The sequence below is a fragment of the Providencia zhijiangensis genome (assembly GCF_030315915.2).
Taxonomy (GTDB): domain Bacteria; phylum Pseudomonadota; class Gammaproteobacteria; order Enterobacterales; family Enterobacteriaceae; genus Providencia; species Providencia zhijiangensis.
In genome coordinates this window covers 284,740-302,566 of sequence record NZ_CP135990.1, presented here as the reverse complement: position 1 = coordinate 302,566, position 17,827 = coordinate 284,740, and the positions used below count along the sequence as shown (strand labels likewise).

Sequence of the window (17,827 nt, the reverse complement as noted above, 5' to 3'; positions counted from 1 at the left end):
AAAAAATGCAAAGAAAGGCTTTATGATAAGAGGATGATTAACAAGAATCACCCTCTCTATTAGACGATATTACAGCAAACAGTATTAAGGCTTTTTAATCACTTCCGCAGAAATAATCGTAATAGGTTCAACAGGAACATTTTGATATGGACCGACGTTCTCTGTTTTCACTTTAGAAATTTTGTCTGCAACATCCATTCCTTTAACGACTTTACCAAATACGGCATAGCCGAAATCACGTTGGCCGTGATCTAAAAACGCATTATCAGCAACATTAATAAAGAATTGGCTGGTTGCACTGTCTTTATTTGCGCTACGAGCCATTGAAATAGTGCCACGTAAATTACGTAAACCATTATCAGCTTCGTTAGCGATTGGTGCACGAGTTTGTTTTTGCTGCAATTCTTTATTAAAGCCGCCGCCTTGGATCATGAATCCAGGAATAACACGATGGAAGGTTGTTCCGTTGTAATAGCCTTCATTAACATATTGCAGGAAGTTTTCAGTACTAACAGGGGCTTTTTTACTATTGAGTTCTAATTCAATATTACCTGCAGAGGTGACTAATTTGACGTAAGTTTCACCCGCGGCTAATGCAAGAGAAGTTGTGCTCATTGCACAGATTGCCAATAATGGCACAAAAATTCGTTTCAACATTCAAGATCCCTTTTGTTAATACCCAAAAACATATTAATGCCCAATTCTAGAGCGAAGCGGGGGTAATTGCTAAAGATTTACCTATATTTACGCCAAATAGTTAAATTTCGCTGAATTAAATTAATTGTAGAGCAACTTAATGAAAAAGCCTTCGCATAATGTCATTCTCAAATAGATATCACACCAAATATCCCCCTTTTGTTGTTTGTATGCTATTCAGTCGCTATAATCCCCCAGCCTTTTGAGGCTACTCAGGGAGAACCACCAATGGCAATTAAAAACCACAACTACCACATGACAAAATTTGTCATCAGTGCCCCCGATATCCGTCATCTACCAAAAGATACGGGCATTGAGGTGGCGTTTGCTGGCCGATCTAACGCGGGCAAATCCAGTGCATTAAATGCATTAACACAGCAAAAAAGCTTAGCGCGAACCAGTAAAACACCGGGAAGAACTCAGCTTATCAACCTATTTGAAGTTGAAGAGGGCATTCGCCTAGTTGACCTTCCGGGCTACGGTTATGCCGAAGTACCTGAAGAGATGAAGCGCAAATGGCAGCAAGCTCTCGGTGAATATTTACAGAAAAGAGAATGTATCAAAGGGTTAGTGATTTTGATGGATATCCGTCATCCATTAAAAGACCTCGATATGCAGATGATCGAATGGTCAGTCGCCATGAGCATTCCTGTTCTTGTTCTACTGACCAAAGCGGATAAGCTCGCTTCAGGCGCAAGAAAGAAACAGTTAATGGAAGTTCGCCAAGCATTAGCGCCGTTATCAGCGGAAGGCGATATTGAAGTGGAATATTTCTCTGCACTGAAAAAAATGGGTATCGATAAATTACGTATCAAACTCGACAGTTGGTACAGTAACGCCGCAGAATAATCTTTTCATTCCTTGTACGCCAATCGCGGCGTACAACGGTCTATGCCGTTAGCGCATCAGAATTTATGCAAAAAAAATGCTCCAGTCAAAAACTTGACTGGAGCAGCTAATATTCAGCTAAATCCGATTACGTGAAGTAAAAGGTCTGAAAGATAGAACATCTTACCTCTGTACCCTACGTCTGATAATGTACTTTATTTTCCGCTCGAAAAAAAGGCTTTTTGTAGTTTTTTTTCAAAGCTTACTACGATTCAGCCCTTTAAATTGCCTAATAATTCGCTAAAAACGTATTTTTACTACATATTTATGAGATCTAAGTCGCATAATAACAACCTTATCCAGCCCAACGATATATTTAAAATTCAGTGTTTTACCCATGAATTATGTGCAATTTAAAGGGAATAAAACGCCTCCAATTTACTGCGTAAATACCACTATAAAAAATATTCTAAACATAAAAAAACACCCCAAACATTGTCGCCAATCTCTGGGGTGCCTTACATTATCTTTTACTTAGCTTTTGCTCTTATCTTTTTCTTTTAGGTTTTACTAAGAGTTTTTTCTCTTTTATCTCTTACCCAACCAATACTCTAAATAGTTCGCGGCTGTAGGTAGGCGGCAAATGAGGATATCCCTAGGAGCATACACAAGTATGTGACTAGGGTAGCTGAGAGCAGCCAACACCCCTACAGCCCGAAATATGACGAGTAGACGAGTATTAATGGGCTTCGTCCCAGTTAATGCCGACACCCACCTCCACCTTCAGAGGAACATCTAGCGTCATACTCTGCTCCATCAGCGCCTGAACCTTCGCTTTCACCTTCTCTAACTCGGACTCTTTGACTTCAAACACCAGTTCATCGTGCACCTGCATCAGCATATCCGCATCTGGTTTTTCAGTTTCGAGCCAGCTATCTACCGCTATCATCGCTTTTTTGATGATGTCGGCTGCGGTACCTTGCATTGGGGCGTTGATCGCTTCGCGTTCTGCCGCTTTACGGCGCATACCATTGCTAGATTTAATATCCGCAAGATACAATCTGCGGCCTTCTAATGTCTCAACATAACCTTGTTCAGACGCTTGCAGACGAGTATTTTCCATATAACGCAACACACCGGGATAACGCTCAAAGTAGAGATCCATATAACGCTGCGCTTCCCCGCGTGGGATCCCTAACTGGCGAGCCAAACCAAATGCACTCATGCCATAGATCAAACCGAAGTTAATCGCTTTTGCACTACGGCGTTGGTCGCTGGTGACTTCCTCTAATGGAACCCCAAACACTTCGGCTGCGGTGGCTCTATGGATATCTTTTCCTTCCGCAAACGCCGTCAATAAGCCTTTATCTTGGGAAAGATGCGCCATAATACGCAATTCAATTTGCGAATAGTCCGCCGCCATCACTTTGTAGCCATCACGCGCCACAAACGCTTGGCGAATACGGCGACCTTCTTCGGTACGCACCGGAATATTTTGCAAGTTCGGGTCACGGGAAGACAAACGCCCCGTCGCAGTTACTGCTTGGTGATAAGAGGTATGCACACGATGAGTTTTTGGATTAATCATCAGCGGCAGCTTATCCGTATAAGTAGATTTTAGTTTCGCTAAGCTACGATGCTCTAACAGCAACTTTGGTAATGCATGGTTTAATGCCAGCTCTTCAAGCACTTCTTCGTTGGTTGAAGCCGCGCCACTTGGCGTTTTCTTGATAACTGGCAATTGTAGCTTTTCGAATAAAATCGTCTGCAACTGCTTCGGAGATGCTAAGTTAAACTCTTCACCCGCTAACTCGAACGCCTGTTTTTCCAGCTCTGCTAAACGCGCGGTGATCACCTGAGACTGCGCCCCTAATGCCGCTGCGTCAATCAGAACACCTTTACGCTCCATACGCACCAACACTGGCACCAACGGCATTTCGATATTTTGGAAAACGTGAGCTAATTTTGGCTCGGCTTCCAGTTGCGGATACAGCGCTTGATGCAGTAGCAATGTCACATCCGCATCTTCCGCCGCATAATTTGCCGCTTGTTCCAATGGAATTTGGTTAAAGGTTAACTGCTTTTTGCCTTTACCCGCTATCTCTTCAAAACTCACGGTCTTATGGTTGAGATGGCGATCTGCCAGGCTGTCCATATCATGACGCCCCATGCCAGCCACACTGTTCAACACATAAGATTCCAGCATAGTGTCGAACGCGATGCCTTTTAGCGAAATATCGTAATTTAATAACACTTCCGCATCGTATTTTAGGTTCTGACCGATTTTGCCGATTTTCTCATTTTCTAAGATAGGCTTCATGGCTGCCAAAACGTCTTTTAAAGGCAACTGGTCTGGCGCATCAAGATAATCATGTCCAACAGGTAAATACGCAGCATGACCTGCTTCGATGGCAAAAGACATCCCGACTAATCGAGCTTCTTGGGTATCCAGGCTGTCGGTTTCTGTATCAAAGGCAAACAGCGTCGCTTCGCTGAGTTTTTTCACCCAGCTGTCTAACTGTTCTTTATCGAGAATTGTTTGGTAATTTTCAGCACACAGCGTTGGAACTGCTGGCTTAGATTTTGCCGCTGGCTGACTTACTGGTGTACGATAACTTTCTGCGGCTTTGGCAGGTTTTGCCCCTTTGCCGTCCATCCAGCTACCATTTTCAACATCGGCCAACCAGCGTTTAAATTCATAACGGCTAAACAGCGAATGAAGTTTATCCGCATCCAGTTCCGTCACTTTGAGTTCTTCACACGGTTTTTCTAGCTCAACATCCGTTTTAATCGTCGCTAATTGGTAAGATAACAGTGCGAGTTCGCGGTTCTCTTCCATTTTTGGTGCGAGGGTCTTAGAGCCACGGAAACCGAGTGGAGCAATCGCATCTAAATTGTTATAGATGTCGTCTAAGCTACCAATACCTTGCAATAACGCTAATGCGGTTTTTTCACCGACACCCGGCACACCCGGAATGTTATCGGATGAGTCACCCATTAAGGCTAAAAAGTCGATAATTAAGCTTGGTGGAACCCCGTACTTAGCTTCCACTTCTTCAGGACCTAAGATGGTGTTGGTCATCGTGTTGATCAGGGTGATATTCGGCTCCACCAACTGCGCCATATCTTTATCGCCCGTACTGATCAGCACCGGCATCCCTTTACTGCTGGCTTCACGCGCCAACGTACCGATGACGTCATCTGCCTCCACACCTGGTACCACTAGCAACGGCAGCCCCATGGCTTCCACCATTTCATGCAACGGTGCGATTTGAGCGCGCAGATCGTCCGGCATTGGCGGGCGATGGGATTTGTAGCTTTCAAACAGTTCATCACGGAACGTTTTTCCCTTAGCATCAAAGACAACCGCCACATGACTCGGTGTATATTGCATGATTAGGCTACGCAGCATATTCAACACGCCATACATCGCTCCGGTCGGTTCACCAGCGCTGTTGGTCAATGGAGGGAATGCATGATAAGCACGGTACAGGTAGGAAGAGCCATCTACCAAAATAAGGGGATTTTCAGCAATCTGAGCCATAATCTGTCATCATCTTTTTTATCGGGAATGAATGGGGGATAGGATGCCACATTGTGGCTTCAGATACACCTTGAGATTCAATTTCCCGCCGAGTTATCCCATTTTTCACACGATAACTTCCTGTGGATAACTTTGTGAGTAAAATTTAGTTATCTAAAGGATTCAATGAGTAAGAGAATTGCAAGAAGAAAACAATAAAATAAAATCAATAAGTTAGCTAATGAGGCTTTGATTTATCACAAATCAGGGGGGATGGTCGAATTGTGGATATTGATAACGGACAATCAGCAAATAAAAAGATAGCGACAAATTGCCGCTATCTTCACTGATTATTTTTTACTGACTAAGAAGTTCACAACTTTTGAGTATTCTTTAGCATAATCCTCTGCGTTATCGACAGAAATTCCGTTATTACGGATTTGATATTTACCATCGACGAATAACGCTGGCACGCCACGCAGTTTTAAATCTTGTGCAGCATTTTGTTGCTTAGCAACTAACGATTTCACGACAAAGCTATTCAGCGCTGCATCGTATTCTTCACCTGTTACGCCCGCTTTAATAAACGCATTACGGATATCCGCAGGGGTATTGATAGTTTGGGTTTTCTGAATTCCTTCAAACAGAATTGGCGTCACTTTATCTTCAACTTTCAGCACCATCGCCACAGCCCACGCTTGAGTCATTTGAGCGCCTAGAGGGCCTAAGAAATCAACGTGATAACGCGCTTTAGTGACACCTTCTGGCAGGTTTTTCTCTACCGTTTGTGGCACTTTGTAGATGCTTTCAAACTGATAACAGTGTGGGCAGTAGAATGAGAAAAACTCCAAAACTTGCGGTAAGTCTTGCACCGGAGGCTTAACATCCGTGTACTCTTTACCTTCTGAATAATTTGCTGCAGCAGCACCAAAAGACATGGCAATACCAATCAAAGCCAACATGATTTTTTTCATAGAAAACTTTCTCCAAAAACACAGTCTTAAATATTAAAATTGCGGGTTCAATTGCAAAGGAGCATCTAACAACCGCTCAGTTTGCTGTGCAAACTCGATAGATTGCTTTTGCCAAAAATCAGCAGATTGGATCCAAGAAAATGCTTTCGGGAAAGCGGGATCTTGCCAGCGACGAAGGATCCATCCTAAATAATGCACCATTCGCATCGCACGTAGCGGTTCAATCAGCTTTAACTCACGTACATCAAAATCACAAAATTCGTTATACGCTTCTAATAACGTATCCAGTTGGATAATTTGCTCTTGGCGCGAACCATTAAGCAACATCCATAAATCTTGCACCGCAGGGCCATTGCGTGCATCGTCAAAATCCACCAGCCACGCTTCATCACGCCACAGAATATTGCCGGGATGGCAATCCCCTTGTAGGCGAATAAAAGATTGCTGAGCAGGCCACAGAGCCTTAACTTGGGCAATCAACTTATCCAGTGAATCTATCAATGGTGCTTTATCACGCTCAGTAATTAATGAACTGGCGGCGATAATATTTCGCGGTTGGTCGAGATACTCTTCCACACCAAGAGTCGGACGAAATGCAAAGTTTCGCTGTTTACCGATTTGATGCACTCGCCCTAATAAATGGCCGACACCCTCAAGCTGGAATAAATTGTCCGTTTCATATTGGCGCCCTCCGATACTCGGAAAGAGTGCAAACATAAACCCGCCAAATTCTAATACCGTTTGCCCAGCAAATTCTAACGGCGCAGCCACCGATAAGCCTTCATCTTGTAGCTCAAGGGTAAAATCATGCTCTTCTTGAATTTGAGAACGGTTCCAGCGTTCAGGACGATAAAATTTCACCACATAGCGCTGGCGATTTTCATCCTGAAATTGGAAAACGCGATTTTCGTAGCTGTTAAGCTCTGTCAGCCCTGATTCTGGGTAAATCCCCGCTTCCATCAGAGCATCAAGGATCAAATCAGGGGAGATCCCACTAAAGTGGAAGCTCGATTGTTCTGTTAAATCCATGTTCATTTAATCTTTTATGATGCCACGAGCACGTAGAATGGCCGTTTTAAAATCATCTTCGTAATCTTTTTGAATACCGGGGATCACCGCATTGCTGTCAGTGCCACGCATTTTTAGATGATAAATTAATACGTCGTCTGTCAGTTCAGATAAACTGCCTTTAAAACCTGCTTCATCTGCCAGTTTTTGCAGTAATTGCACTAAATTTAAATCTGAATTGTCCTTCCATACTGGATGCAGAAGTTCGATGACTTCATTTAAACGATGGCATTTCATGTTTATTCCTTATCACGAATATTCGATACAAGTTACCAATAATCCTACAAGAGAAAAAGGGAACAGTTGTCAATCTAAGTAAAGTTTAACCGTTTCTTGTATTAATATTCATTGATTTTATAGGAAAATAGAATAGATTTTAGCTGTTACTATACTCAAAAAACTACTTAAGTTCGTTAAAACATTTTCGCTAAGATTTTCAGAGATATTGAACATGTCATTTCGTCAGTCGATTACAGGCGTGATCCTTGCAGGGGGCAAAGGCACCCGCATGGGTGGCCAAGATAAGGGGTTAATTCCTTTATTGGGTAAGCCGTTATACCGCTATATTATTGAGCGTTTGCAGCCGCAAGTCGGTCAATTGATGATCAATGCTAATCGCCACCATGCAGAATATGCACAAAGCCAGCTGCCCGTTTTCACGGATTTAACCGCAGATTTTTCGGGCCCCTTAGCAGGGATGCAAGCTGCACTTCATCAAGTCACCACTGATTGGCTGCTATTTGTCCCTTGTGATGTTCCCGAATTCCCAACTGATTTAGCCGAAAAAATGTTTCGCGAAAAAGGCAAGCACCTTGCCTGCTATGCCTGTGATAACGAACGAGAACACCCGACATTTACCCTACTCCATCGGTCTCTGCAGAAACCGTTGGATGATTACCTCGCAAGAGGAGATCGCAAATTGATGCTATTTATGCGTGAGATCGATGCAAAAGGCGTCATATTTACCTCTGAAACCGGCACATTTGCTAACTTAAATACGCCGGAAGATAGCCGTAACTGGGAGTTACAACAAAAAAAATCATGAACCAGAACACGTTACCTCTACTCGGGATCACCGCCTACAGTGGCACCGGGAAAACAACTTTACTCAAGAAAGTTATCCCTTTACTGAGACAGCGTCATGTTCGTGTGGGCTTAATCAAGCACACGCATCACGATATGGAAATTGATACGCCGGGCAAAGACAGTTATGAATTACGCAAAGCAGGTGCAGACCAAACGTTAGTCGCCAGCAATCAGCGCTGGGCATTAATGACCGAAACCCCTGAATGCAATGAAATGGATCTGGGCTATCTGGCTAGCCGCTTTGATCCTGCTTCGCTAGATCTGATCTTAGTGGAAGGATTCAAGAGTGAGCCTATCGATAAAATCGCGCTATTTCGATCCGATGTAGGTAAACCACTAAACGGCTTAATCGACGAGTATGTCGTGGCGGTTGCCAGCGACGAAATTATCGATACTGACGTCCCGCAATTGGATATCAATAATCCTGAACAGGTGGCGGACTATATTGTTTCCTGGTGGCAAAAAAGCCAGTAACGCCTATAAAAATCATAAATTACCCCTCTATTCAGATTTTCAGTCTAATAGAGGGTGCTAATATCATTACTTCCAATTTTTATCCAAAAATATCTTTTTCTATTTGTTTATAAATATCTGTATCCTCTGTAATTAATGGAACAATAGTATCTCTAATAAAAGCACACTTTGAATTTCCACACTGAGTTAGTGATAATATTTTTTTAATTTTAACAAAAATATCCCCACTCGCTGATTTTATATCATCAGGTGCATTCCCCCTATTTTTGCTAGCTTCCATTGCTTCTTTTTTTGCTTCCAAACATCTGTCAATACAGTCTGGCTTAGATTGAGAAATACATAATTTACGAATTATTTCATCATCAAAAACATAGCATTCAATATGTCTTTTAGATGATGTTTTTATGCCTTTATCAAGAAGTTCTTTAACTTCCTGATTACTTTTGTCATCCCTATCAATAAATTTTATGATATTTGATGATTTTAAAATACTAGAAACAATTTTCATTGGTTCGTTTTCAATATCCACTAATTCAGAGCAAGATCCAATAGAAATAAAAGTTGTTTCGTGATACTTTTGACCTAATATTTTATTATAAATTTGCGCATCAAAATCTTTATACTCTCTACCCTTTGATGTTCCTTCACAAAAAACTATCTGCTTAGGAGAAATTAGCTTAGAAAAATCGGCAAATGCTAAATCAAAAAATTTATCCCAAATAGCTTTACTTATCTTCGTTGGCTCAATTACTTCAGAAAAATCAAAATTTTTATTATGAAAATCAAGAAACACTACTGTTCCAGGATACTCATTTTCAATATCTTCTGCTTCTTTAAGCATTCCTACAGAATGTGTTGATATCCATAATTGAGAGTTAGGTGGAGTAATATTATATATCTCTCGTAGTACTTTAGATTGTAAACGAGTATGCATATGGGCCTCTGGCTCATCGATACAATAAACAGCATCTGAATAAAATTCAGATTTAATTATCATATCTAATATTAAGTCAAATACGGACTTTTCTCCTGCCGATAAATTTTTATAATGAAAATCTTTAGCTATTCCTTTTGTAAAATAAAAACTACCGTTTATTAGAGGGTTACCTATAGAACTTAAGTTTAACTCATCAAATATATTTGATAATGATTTTTTAATTTTACCTATTAATTCACTTCTGAGCTCTTCTACAGTTTTGTTATCGTTAGATTCGTCATATATCCCTGTTAACGTATTTGCCACAAGCCTTTGATAATTTTCAGAAACAACCTGATCATTTTGCATCAATGTTTCGAACTTATAGTTCGTAGTTGGATCAGGCTGCTGATTTAATTGATATACGTTAAAATCAGGTTCATTACGGTATGCGGTCCTAAAGTAAAATTTTGATTTTATTTCTTCAGGCTCATATTTTTTTTCTTCAGAAAAATTAATTCTTACATTATCTTGGTACCAATTTGAGGGATTTATATCTTTTGATTTCATCAAATAATCTTGAGTAGAGTGTTGATAAAATCCATTATACTTATACCAATGATGTATAGCTCTGATGAATCCCCTAATGATTTTGGTAAAAATCATTAAGTTAAGGTGGATACACATCTTGTCATATGATCAAATGGTTTCGCGAAAAATCAATAATCAGACAACAAGATGTGCGAACTCGATATTTTACACGACTCTCTTTACCAATTCTGCCCCGAATTACACTTAAAACGACTCAACAGCTTAACGTTGGCTTGCCACGCATTACTTGACTGTAAAACTCTCACTCTTACCGAACTTGGCCGTAACCTGCCAACCAAAGCGAGAACAAAACATAACATCAAACGAATCGACCGATTGTTAGGTAATCGTCACCTCCACAAAGAGCGACTCGCTGTATACCGTTGGCATGCTAGCTTTATCTGTTCGGGCAATACGATGCCCATTGTACTTGTTGACTGGTCTGATATTCGTGAGCAAAAACGACTTATGGTATTGCGAGCTTCAGTCGCACTACACGGTCGTTCTGTTACTCTTTATGAGAAAGCGTTCCCGCTTTCAGAGCAATGTTCAAAGAAAGCTCATGACCAATTTCTAGCCGACCTTGCGAGCATTCTACCGAGTAACACCACACCGCTCATTGTCAGTGATGCTGGCTTTAAAGTGCCATGGTATAAATCCGTTGAGAAGCTGGGTTGGTACTGGTTAAGTCGAGTAAGAGGAAAAGTACAATATGCAGACCTAGGAGCGGAAAACTGGAAACCTATCAGCAACTTACATGATATGTCATCTAGTCACTCAAAGACTTTAGGCTATAAGAGGCTGACTAAAAGCAATCCAATCTCATGCCAAATTCTATTGTATAAATCTCGCTCTAAAGGCCGAAAAAATCAGCGCTCGACACGGACTCATTGTCACCACCCGTCACCTAAAATCTACTCAGCGTCGGCAAAGGAGCCATGGGTTCTAGCAACTAACTTACCTGTTGAAATTCGAACACCCAAACAACTTGTTAATATCTATTCGAAGCGAATGCAGATTGAAGAAACCTTCCGAGACTTGAAAAGTCCTGCCTACGGACTAGGCCTACGCCATAGCCGAACGAGCAGCTCAGAGCGTTTTGATATCATGCTGCTAATCGCCCTGATGCTTCAACTAACATGTTGGCTTGCGGGCGTTCATGCTCAGAAACAAGGTTGGGACAAGCACTTCCAGGCTAACACAGTCAGAAATCGAAACGTACTCTCAACAGTTCGCTTAGGCATGGAAGTTTTGCGGCATTCTGGCTACACAATAACAAGGGAAGACTTACTCGTGGCTGCAACCCTACTAGCTCAAAATTTATTCACACATGGTTACGCTTTGGGGAAATTATGAGGGGATCTCTCAGTGTATAGCTTCAAACAATGATGTTTTACCACTTCCATTTGGACCAACTAAAACAACTAACTTTGCAGAATTAGGAATATTCTTAACCTTTAAGTCTGTAAATCTTTTAAAATTCTTAAGAAGAATTTCATTTATTTTCATAACAACTCCCTTTTTATTAAAAATGTATCGAATTGATTTAAAAAAATGCGATTTCTTTTGTCAATTTTTTTGTAATTTATAGTTCTACAATTAATTGAAAATTATAATCCAACTGAAAGTTTTATTCATCAATAGTAACTATTTCATTAATTATAGTGCAGTAACCTAAATACCTATCAGTAATTTTTATTACTCCAAGGATAAGCACTAACCATCTTTTTTCTCTTGTTATACAAATTTTTGTCGAATGATAACCTGTAAAAATACTCAACTTACTATGGTCTACTATAATTAAAAAATTATGAGCAAATGAATATCCAATAAAAATCTTTAGAGTATAAATAAGAGGATTGGCATTAAAATGCAGGTTTCTTTAGTATGGTGAGCTATTCACTGCATAACGTCCTAACTGAGAATTCCATGACCCGTTCCCAGCGTTTATTGACACTATTACAAATCTTAAAAGAAAAACGCTATCCGGTGACAGCGGATTCTCTCGCCACCCAATTAAGTGTTAGCGTTCGCTCTATTTATCGCGATATTGAATCACTGCGAGCTCAGGGGGCTGAAATTACCGGGGAAGCGGGCATTGGTTATCAGTTAAAAAGCGGATTATTACTGCCGCCATTGATGTTCGATAAGAATGAACTGGAAGCGCTGATATTGGGTTTACGCTGGGTACAAAGTAATACCGATGAAGAACTCAAAAATTCAGCGTTACGCACGCTCAATAAAATCAATGCCGTGGTGGGTAAAGAGGCGCAGATCATCCTAAACAGTAATACGCTATTTGCCCCGACGACCCAACTTAATGAAGTTGACGAGCATGTGGCTAAAAATTTACGCCTGAGTTTACGGGAAGAGCGCAAAGCCAAAATAGGGTATGTGGATATTAAAGGGCAATCCAGTGAACGGATTAGGTACCCATTTTAAGCTACCCTAATTTTGTAGAAGCACAGCAAGAAATAACACGATATATCATCGGGTATTATAGTCAGCTTAGACCCCATCAATATAACGGTGGCTTAACGCCCAATGAATCAGAACGATTATATTGGGAAAACTCTAAAACTGTGATCAATTTTTGTTGACCACTTCAATTACTACAAAGAGTTTAAGCTTAAAGCACAATCGGAAGCTGCAAAGATTAAAGCTTCATCATCCATTACACCAATCGAATCCGATCTTGAAAAATTAAGATTCAAACGCAACGAAGAAAAGCGGATTAAAATTCAGTACCGTGAGCAGGTTGATGAACTTAAAGTAATGGTCGCGAAAATGGCTGCTGAGCACCATCAGCTATCTCATGCCTTGCGAAAAGCTCACCTCAAAATTACCCAACTTGTGAATGAGCTAATTGAACAGCAGAGAAAACAAATTGTTAGAATAAAATAACACGATATTAATCATCTAAGGCTTGTTCCCCCTCCACAGAATAAAGTTACTTTGAGATAAGCTAGTTTAAACTGTTGGATTCTCAAGAGCTGTAGTCGTTTTATAAAGAGGGGCTGAATAACTTAGAAATATATTATTGTAGTGCTCGCGGCTATCTAACAGAAAAGTCACTCTGACGTGATCCACGCAAAAAGTAGTGAGTAGAGAACGGAGCCAACCAGCTCGCAAAGTGTCCAAAAGAGCCTCGCAATTTATAAACCAGATCCACGTCGGCTGTGCCTGGTTACAGATGATCTTAGTTAGCTGCAACTCGTTTTTTCATTTTCACTTAATGCAAGAAGATCGATATAAACGGTTTGAACAGCTATTTTCATGATTATTGAGGTTGTACCTATCCCTAATAGCATCTCCGCATTCATCGATGAACGTATGGAATCTCATCATTCTCAATTGCCAACTCCAGTGTATAAAGCGCTCCGGCGAGCCCCTTGGGAAACTATCAAAATTTGGGGAAAACCGATTTATAGCTACCGCCCTAGAACATGGTCAGAGCATAGCCCAAAAGCATATCACTTATTCTTCTAATCAAACATTAGTGAGATGTGTGAAAGAGTAAGCTGTCAGGTTTAATTGCATCAACTGTTAGCTATAAACTGTGGTCGAACATTAAAGTTTGGTACCTCGACAATAAAGCTCGAAACTTTTCGATGCTTTTTGTCGTCGTTTGTCTTTCGCTCTGAGAAGGTTTTTCCCCATTCCGTGCTAGCGATGTTCAGCCTCGCAAGCCACAGTGATTCGGTTTTCCACTCCTTTTCTCGTACCTCAATTGCCATGAAACCATTGCTGTCTGTGTCTAGTCAGCAAAGTACTGACGCTATATACAGCTTATTGTACCGAGGGCGCTGAAAAGCTATAAAGCAGAGCAAAACAGACGTATTCAAGCTGGCTAGTTTTTTCGGTTTTTGTATAATAGCGGGTGGATTTCAACCGTTTTTCTGCGATTATTTAGTAAGTTAAATTGATTTTGGTCGATTGGGCACCTCCAGAAAAACGAGCCAGCCAACTAATAAAATGTTAGGAGTTTCATGATATTTTATCATTTTACACGAAAAGATGCGGTAGATAGCATTCTCAAGCAAGGTATTTTGGCAGGGATTGCCCCGTTTGGGTTAAAGGATATTTTTGTTTCATTAACTTCATTGTTAGATCCAAACGGTAACGGACTAATAACCGGGCAAAAGCTTGTTGAAAATGTCTCACCTCAGTTTAATTTTATGGCAGGCCATTATCCAAATTTAATTTCAGGATTAGCCCCTAATAGAGAGTTGCAGCTATTCGATCAAACTGAAGTAGTTTTGGAGATAGAGATCGATGAGCATGACCCTAATTTGATAGACTACGATTCTTTTATCGATTTTGTTCTGATAAAATTTCAGCGGGATCAAACACAAAAAGTACTACACAAAGCAGCTGGCTTAGCTAGCGCAAGATTTCCAATTGGGGGATCAAATGATGCTCAAGACGCAGAAACATCCAGGATAATGGAAAGTAACCAGCCAATTGCCCCTCACTGGTACTTTTACCGAGGCACTATTCCACCTTCAATGATTACTGTAAAATATAGAAATGGGTCAGGCTTATACTCCTAACAAGTCAATCAACTACGTGCCTTTCTGACATCGGCGTAGCAAAGCTGCGTCAGTTGATGAGGCATTACGTTTCCATACCTAAGTTAATCCTCAGTTTTCTAAATGAGCAAAGTCACTGACTCGTTTTGCCCTAGGAAAACTACTCCCTGCCTCGTCAACTTCCTTTTTTTGAAATTTCACGCCCGATATTTTTTCTAGGAGAGAAGTGAAGGTTCTAATGGAAGTTTCAATACTAATGAAAGCAATTGAGCCAGACACCCAAGTTTCTTCCATAATAGTTCTCTGATTTGTGAGGCTAACATTTTATTAGTTCACATACGCGTTGATTTCGTTAGCACAGAGAAAAAATACACATTTAACCATTTGTATTAAAAAGAATTTACTAGGTTTTTATTAAATTCACCACTAGGAAAAACACATATGCACATTTTTCAAACCTACCAACTAAGGTAGAACCAAATAATTATTCTTAAAAAATTTCACTTATTACCCGTTAAGTTAATATACGCTGAAATTATCCCTAGTTATCTAAATTTAAATATGACTGTATAACCATACATGTTAGTTGTTTTGCGGTAAAATCAAACATTAAGTAAATAGATGAGAGAATAAAAAGGCCAGATATTTGAAGTATTCCCTATTATCTGACCTTTCTTATTATTTATGACTGACTGCACGCAAATGCTTAACGCATTGTCACAAACTCTTCTGCTGCAGTCGGGTGGATTGCAACAGTGTTGTCGAAATCTTTCTTGGTTGCACCCATTTTGAGAGCGACCGCAAAGCCTTGCAACATTTCATCCATACCAAAACCGATACCATGGATGCCGACAATTTTCTCTTCTTTACCCACACACACCAGCTTCATACGGCATGGTTGGCGATGAGAAGTCACCGCGGTATACATCGCAGTAAATGAAGATTTGTAGCATTTCACTGCATCAGCACCATATTTTTCAATGGCTTCTGGCTCGGTTAAACCTACTGTGCCAATTGGTGGATGGCTGAATACCACCGTTGGTACGTTGGTGTAATCTAAATGCTCGTCAGGCTTGTTATTAAATAAACGCTCAGACAGACGGCGACCCGCAGCAACCGCTACTGGCGTTAACTCTACCGCACCGGTGTTATCGCCTACCGCGTACACGCCAGCAACATTAGTATTCTGATATTTATCGACTTTAATATAGCCTTTCGCGTTTAGCTCAACGCCTGCCGCTTCAATATTCAGGTTATCCGTCATTGGCTCACGACCGATTGCCCAAATCAGCGCATCGACAGTTTGCTCGTGACCATTTTCTAATTTCAGTGTCAGTGAACCGTCTGCATTTTTAACCACTTCTTTCGGAATAGATTCTGTGTGCAGCGTTGGGCCTTCTGCGTTCATCACTTCCACTAAGGTTTCAACGATAAGCGGATCAAACGCACGCAGTGGAGCATGTTTACGCACAAACAGGTGCGCTTCGCTACCTAAACCATTTAAAACACCCGCCAGTTCAACAGCTATATAGCCTGCACCGACGACAGCAACACGTTTAGGCAGAGCTTCCAGCTCAAAGAAACCGTCAGAGGTCATGCCATATTCTGCGCCAGGGATCGCAGGGATCACCGGACGACCACCCGTTGCGATCAGAATATGATCCGCGGTGTAAATCTCGCCATTCACTTCAACAGTATGTGCATCAACAAAACGAGCAAAACCTTTGATCACATCGACTTTATTATTGCCAAGTACGCGATCGTAAGATTGGTGGATTCGGTCGATATAAGCAGTACGGCTCTCAATTAATTTCTTCCAGTTGAAATCATTGATAGTGGTATCGAAACCATAGTCTGGGCCATAAGCGCGAATTGCTTCAGAAATTTGCGCCGCATGCCACATCACTTTTTTCGGTACACAACCGACGTTAACACAAGTGCCGCCTAACTCTTTAGCTTCAATCAGGGCACACTTTTGTCCGTACATTGCCGCACGGTTCATTGACGCAATACCGCCGCTACCGCCGCCAATTGCAATATAGTCGTAATGTTTGCTCATAACTTGGTTGTTCCCATTTGTTGAATTACGAATACGTTAATATTCTCTTATTATGCTATGTAAACATAAACATTTAAGATAGCTATTGCCTGTTACTGCAATAGCCAGAGTCTATTGTTACTCAGGTACAATTTACTCAGGTACAATCCACTCAACTAATGTATGCCCAGTGCCTTCTGGCACCAGTGTTTTATGTAACCATGGCAGGACATTTTTCATCTGCTGCTCAAGTTTCCAAGGCGGGTTAATGACAATCATACCGGATGCAGTCATGCCGCGTTGGTCGCTATCAGGGCGCACCGCTAATTCAATTTGCAGAATTTTACGGATACCCGTTGCTTCGAGCTGGTTCACCATGCGTTTGATTTGCTGGCGCAGAACTACCGGATACCAAATCGCATAAGTGCCTGTTGCGAAACGCTTATAGCCTTCGACAACGCCTTTTACGACCGCTTCGTAGTCTGATTTCATCTCATAAGGTGGATCCATCAGCATAAAACCACGGCGGCTTTGCGGAGGTAATTTCGATTTTAACTGCTGATAACCATCTTCGCGGGCAACTGTTGCACGCTCATCGCGAGAAAATTCAGTACGCAATAATGGATAATCACTTGGGTGTAACTCGGTTAAAATCAGTTTATCGTGCTCACGCAGTAAATGTTTCGCTAATAGTGGCGAGCCAGGGTAATAACGTAAGCGACCGTTTTCATTTAAACGGCGTACAACTTGCATATAGGGCAGTAGTTCCTCAGGTAAGTCCGGTTGCTCCCAAACTCGTGCAATCCCTTCGAGATACTCCCCTGTTTTTTCTGAATGTTCGCTGGTTAATTGATAACGACCCGCGCCGGAATGGGTATCCAGATACAGAAATGGTTTCTCTTTTTCTTTAAGAGATTCAATGATCAGACTTTGCACCGTATGTTTGAGAACATCCGCATGGTTGCCTGCGTGAAAGCTATGACGATAACTTAACATGTCGCGTTTATTTCCTGAGGAATTCAGCAGTCACTTTTGTGAATGCTGTTAATAGAATCTGTACAGAAGGTCTGTTGAATGAAAAATAGACCGAATAATTTCTTT

General features: G+C 41.1%; 16 protein-coding genes and 2 pseudogenes. 8 read left to right on the top strand and 10 right to left on the bottom strand.

From position 1 onward, the window contains the following. Nucleotides 1-84: 84 nt before the first annotated feature. Nucleotides 85-657: a peptidylprolyl isomerase A gene (gene ppiA / locus QS795_RS01365; protein WP_108478750.1), complete on the bottom strand. Its 573-nt coding sequence runs from the start codon at nt 655-657 to the stop codon at nt 85-87. 267 nt (nt 658-924) lie between these two features. Between ppiA and yihA the strand changes: the two genes are divergently transcribed. Beyond that, complete coding sequence (gene yihA / locus QS795_RS01360) at nt 925-1,545, top strand: ribosome biogenesis GTP-binding protein YihA/YsxC (RefSeq protein WP_132496945.1); 621 nt, start codon at nt 925-927, stop codon at nt 1,543-1,545. A gap of 113 nt (nt 1,546-1,658) precedes the next feature. On the opposite strand, the gene spfP is transcribed toward yihA, so the two are convergent. From spfP to QS795_RS01340, 5 genes are all read right to left on the bottom strand, one after another. After that, nucleotides 1,659-1,706, bottom strand: a complete 48-nt coding sequence (gene spfP / locus QS795_RS17515) for a small protein SpfP (RefSeq protein ID WP_438361642.1) — start codon at nt 1,704-1,706, stop codon at nt 1,659-1,661. 557 nt (nt 1,707-2,263) lie between these two features. Continuing rightward, nucleotides 2,264-5,068 (bottom strand): DNA polymerase I, encoded by a 2,805-nt coding sequence (gene polA, locus QS795_RS01355; RefSeq protein WP_286272704.1) that lies wholly within the window; start codon nt 5,066-5,068, stop codon nt 2,264-2,266. 329 nt (nt 5,069-5,397) lie between these two features. Next, entirely contained in the window at nt 5,398-6,021 is a 624-nt protein-coding gene (gene dsbA, locus QS795_RS01350) for a thiol:disulfide interchange protein DsbA (RefSeq protein ID WP_036948659.1), read from the bottom strand. A 33-nt stretch (nt 6,022-6,054) separates the two neighbouring features. Next, entirely contained in the window at nt 6,055-7,056 is a 1,002-nt protein-coding gene (locus QS795_RS01345; protein ID WP_418055364.1) for a serine/threonine protein kinase, read from the bottom strand. Further along, nucleotides 7,057-7,326 carry a YihD family protein gene (locus QS795_RS01340; RefSeq protein ID WP_006659561.1) on the bottom strand — a complete coding sequence of 90 codons (270 nt, stop codon included), beginning with the start codon at nt 7,324-7,326 and terminating at the stop codon, nt 7,057-7,059. Between the two features lie 214 nt (nt 7,327-7,540). Between QS795_RS01340 and mobA the strand changes: the two genes are divergently transcribed. Continuing rightward, nucleotides 7,541-8,134, top strand: a complete 594-nt coding sequence (gene mobA, locus QS795_RS01335) for a molybdenum cofactor guanylyltransferase MobA (RefSeq protein WP_154626502.1) — start codon at nt 7,541-7,543, stop codon at nt 8,132-8,134. After that, nucleotides 8,131-8,649 carry a molybdopterin-guanine dinucleotide biosynthesis protein MobB gene (mobB, locus tag QS795_RS01330; protein ID WP_286272707.1) on the top strand — a complete coding sequence of 173 codons (519 nt, stop codon included), beginning with the start codon at nt 8,131-8,133 and terminating at the stop codon, nt 8,647-8,649. Before mobA ends, mobB begins: the two co-directional genes overlap by 4 nt. A 79-nt stretch (nt 8,650-8,728) precedes the next feature. Here mobB and QS795_RS01325 read toward each other — a convergent pair whose 3' ends face one another. Further along, nucleotides 8,729-10,231, bottom strand: a complete 1,503-nt coding sequence (locus tag QS795_RS01325) for an AAA family ATPase (protein ID WP_318626752.1) — start codon at nt 10,229-10,231, stop codon at nt 8,729-8,731. Nucleotides 10,232-10,303: 72 nt separating this feature from the next. Between QS795_RS01325 and QS795_RS01320 the strand changes: the two genes are divergently transcribed. Beyond that, entirely contained in the window at nt 10,304-11,512 is a 1,209-nt protein-coding gene (locus tag QS795_RS01320; RefSeq protein WP_001339197.1) for an IS4-like element ISVsa5 family transposase, read from the top strand. 9 nt (nt 11,513-11,521) lie between these two features. Here the strand turns inward: QS795_RS01320 and QS795_RS01315 are convergent, their stop codons facing one another. Continuing rightward, nucleotides 11,522-11,665 (bottom strand): AAA family ATPase, encoded by a 144-nt coding sequence (locus QS795_RS01315; protein WP_318626751.1) that lies wholly within the window; start codon nt 11,663-11,665, stop codon nt 11,522-11,524. 420 nt (nt 11,666-12,085) lie between these two features. Between QS795_RS01315 and QS795_RS17480 the strand changes: the two are divergent. The 4 genes and pseudogenes from QS795_RS17480 to QS795_RS01295 form a co-directional block, all read left to right on the top strand. Then, nucleotides 12,086-12,592, top strand: a pseudogene (locus QS795_RS17480) (helix-turn-helix transcriptional regulator); the annotation flags it as partial. A 14-nt stretch (nt 12,593-12,606) separates the two neighbouring features. After that, a pseudogene (locus QS795_RS01305) lies at nt 12,607-12,756 on the top strand (IS3 family transposase); the annotation flags it as partial. A 676-nt stretch (nt 12,757-13,432) separates the two neighbouring features. Further along, nucleotides 13,433-13,645 (top strand): hypothetical protein, encoded by a 213-nt coding sequence (locus QS795_RS01300; RefSeq protein WP_286271711.1) that lies wholly within the window; start codon nt 13,433-13,435, stop codon nt 13,643-13,645. A gap of 500 nt (nt 13,646-14,145) precedes the next feature. Further along, complete coding sequence (locus QS795_RS01295; RefSeq protein WP_286271710.1) at nt 14,146-14,709, top strand: hypothetical protein; 564 nt, start codon at nt 14,146-14,148, stop codon at nt 14,707-14,709. 685 nt (nt 14,710-15,394) lie between these two features. On the opposite strand, the gene gorA is transcribed toward QS795_RS01295, so the two are convergent. Together gorA and QS795_RS01285 are read right to left on the bottom strand one after the other, a co-directional pair. Continuing rightward, nucleotides 15,395-16,747, bottom strand: a complete 1,353-nt coding sequence (gene gorA / locus QS795_RS01290) for a glutathione-disulfide reductase (protein ID WP_108478741.1) — start codon at nt 16,745-16,747, stop codon at nt 15,395-15,397. Between the two features lie 132 nt (nt 16,748-16,879). Beyond that, nucleotides 16,880-17,722, bottom strand: coding sequence for a 23S rRNA (adenine(2030)-N(6))-methyltransferase RlmJ (locus tag QS795_RS01285; RefSeq protein ID WP_154602303.1), 843 nt, complete (start codon nt 17,720-17,722; stop codon nt 16,880-16,882). Nucleotides 17,723-17,827: the final 105 nt, after the last annotated feature.

What these genes read in the sequence shown, in the direction of transcription:
- QS795_RS01315 (WP_318626751.1), bottom strand. Translation starts at nt 11,665, where the DNA reads ATGAAAATAAATGAAATTCTTCTTAAGAATTTTAAAAGATTTACAGAC.
- QS795_RS01295 (WP_286271710.1), top strand. Translation starts at nt 14,146, where the DNA reads ATGATATTTTATCATTTTACACGAAAAGATGCGGTAGATAGCATTCTC.
- QS795_RS01285 (WP_154602303.1), bottom strand. Translation starts at nt 17,722, where the DNA reads ATGTTAAGTTATCGTCATAGCTTTCACGCAGGCAACCATGCGGATGTT.
- mobA (WP_154626502.1), top strand. Translation starts at nt 7,541, where the DNA reads ATGTCATTTCGTCAGTCGATTACAGGCGTGATCCTTGCAGGGGGCAAA.
- QS795_RS01300 (WP_286271711.1), top strand. Translation starts at nt 13,433, where the DNA reads ATGATTATTGAGGTTGTACCTATCCCTAATAGCATCTCCGCATTCATC.
- QS795_RS01325 (WP_318626752.1), bottom strand. Translation starts at nt 10,231, where the DNA reads ATGATTTTTACCAAAATCATTAGGGGATTCATCAGAGCTATACATCAT.
- dsbA (WP_036948659.1), bottom strand. Translation starts at nt 6,021, where the DNA reads ATGAAAAAAATCATGTTGGCTTTGATTGGTATTGCCATGTCTTTTGGT.
- QS795_RS01340 (WP_006659561.1), bottom strand. Translation starts at nt 7,326, where the DNA reads ATGAAATGCCATCGTTTAAATGAAGTCATCGAACTTCTGCATCCAGTA.
- QS795_RS01320 (WP_001339197.1), top strand. Translation starts at nt 10,304, where the DNA reads ATGTGCGAACTCGATATTTTACACGACTCTCTTTACCAATTCTGCCCC.
- gorA (WP_108478741.1), bottom strand. Translation starts at nt 16,747, where the DNA reads ATGAGCAAACATTACGACTATATTGCAATTGGCGGCGGTAGCGGCGGT.
- QS795_RS01345 (WP_418055364.1), bottom strand. Translation starts at nt 7,056, where the DNA reads ATGAACATGGATTTAACAGAACAATCGAGCTTCCACTTTAGTGGGATC.
- yihA (WP_132496945.1), top strand. Translation starts at nt 925, where the DNA reads ATGGCAATTAAAAACCACAACTACCACATGACAAAATTTGTCATCAGT.
- polA (WP_286272704.1), bottom strand. Translation starts at nt 5,068, where the DNA reads ATGGCTCAGATTGCTGAAAATCCCCTTATTTTGGTAGATGGCTCTTCC.
- mobB (WP_286272707.1), top strand. Translation starts at nt 8,131, where the DNA reads ATGAACCAGAACACGTTACCTCTACTCGGGATCACCGCCTACAGTGGC.
- ppiA (WP_108478750.1), bottom strand. Translation starts at nt 657, where the DNA reads ATGTTGAAACGAATTTTTGTGCCATTATTGGCAATCTGTGCAATGAGC.